General features: G+C 57.0%; 1 rRNA gene. It reads left to right on the top strand.

Features of this window, described 5'->3' with window-relative positions:
- Positions 1 to 51: 51 nt before the first annotated feature.
- Positions 52 to 1605 (top strand): 23S ribosomal RNA (locus tag UO65_RS22550); the annotation flags it as partial.

Below are 1605 nucleotides of genomic sequence, written 5' to 3'. Positions count from 1 at the left end.
GGGTTTTCTGGTTGGTGTTTGAGAACTGCACAGTGGATGCGAGCATCTTTGTAACAAGTTGTTAAGGGCATACGGTGGATGTCTAGGCATCAGGAGCCGATGAAGGACGTAGGAGGCTGCGATAAGCCTCGGGGAGCTGTCAACCGAGCTGTGATCCGAGGATGTCCGAATGGGGAAACCCGGCATCAGTCATGTGGTGTCACCTGCACCTGAATATATAGGGTGTGTGGAGGGAACGCGGGGAAGTGAAACATCTCAGTACCCGTAGGAAGAGAAAACAACCGTGATTCCGTGAGTAGTGGCGAGCGAAAGCGGATGAGGCTAAACCGGATACGTGTGATACCCGGCAGGGGTTGCGTGTTCGGGGTCGTGGGACCTTTCGGCCGGTTCTGCCGGACTGGCAAGGAGTGAGAAAACACTGTGGTTAGTGGAACACGTCTGGAAAGCGTGACCGTAGAGGGTGAGAGTCCCGTACGTGAAAACCCGGTGTCTCCTGGGAGTGTTCCCAAGTAGCAGCGTACTCGTGAAATTCGCTGTGAATCTGGCGGGACCACCCGCTAAGCCTAAATACTTCCTGATGACCGATAGCGGACTAGTACCGTGAGGGAAAGATGAAAAGTACCCCGGGAGGGGAGTGAAAGAGTACCTGAAACCGTGTGCCTACAAGCCGTCAGAGCCTTGCGGGGTGATGGCGTGCCTTTTGAAGAATGAGCCTGCGAGTTAGTGCTGCGTGGCGAGGTTAACCCGTGTGGGGTAGCCGTAGCGAAAGCGAGTCTGAATAGGGCGCCCATAGTCGCGTGGTCTAGACCCGAAGCGGAGTGATCTACCCATGGCCAGGGTGAAGCGACGGTAAGACGTCGTGGAGGCCCGAACCCACTTAGGTTGAAAACTGAGGGGATGAGCTGTGGGTAGGGGTGAAAGGCCAATCAAACTCCGTGATAGCTGGTTCTCCCCGAAATGCATTTAGGTGCAGCGTCGCATGTTTCTCACCGGGGGTAGAGCACTGGATGGTCTAGGGGGCCCACAAGCTTACCGAAATCAACCAAACTCCGAATACCGGTGTGTGAGAGTGCGGCAGTGAGACTGCGGGCGATAAGGTTCGTAGTCGAGAGGGAAACAGCCCAGAACACCAGCTAAGGCCCCCAAGTGTGCGCTAAGTGGGAAAGGATGTGGGGTCGCCCAGACAACCAGGAGGTTGGCTTAGAAGCAGCCACCCTTGAAAGAGTGCGTAATAGCTCACTGGTCAAGTGGTCCTGCGCCGACAATGTAGCGGGGCTCAAGCGCACCGCCGAAGCTGTGTCACTCACACAAAACATCCCCTTCCTCTTTCGGGGGGTTGGGCAGTGGTGTGGGTGGGTAGGGGAGCGTCGTGCATCCATCGAAGCGGCGGAGTGATCCAGTCGTGGAGGGTGCGCGAGTGAGAATGCAGGCATGAGTAGCGAAAGACGAGTGAGAAACTCGTCCGCCGGATGACCAAGGGTTCCTGGGCCAGGCTAATCCGCCCAGGGTAAGTCGGGACCTAAGGCGAGGCCGACAGGCGTAGTCGATGGACAACGGGTTGATATTCCCGTACCCGTGTGGACGCGTCCCTGGTGAGCCCGGTGA

The organism is Actinokineospora spheciospongiae (genome assembly GCF_000564855.1).
Taxonomy (GTDB): Bacteria; Actinomycetota; Actinomycetes; order Mycobacteriales; family Pseudonocardiaceae; genus Actinokineospora; species Actinokineospora spheciospongiae.
This window is presented reverse-complemented; position numbering and strand designations above follow the sequence as displayed.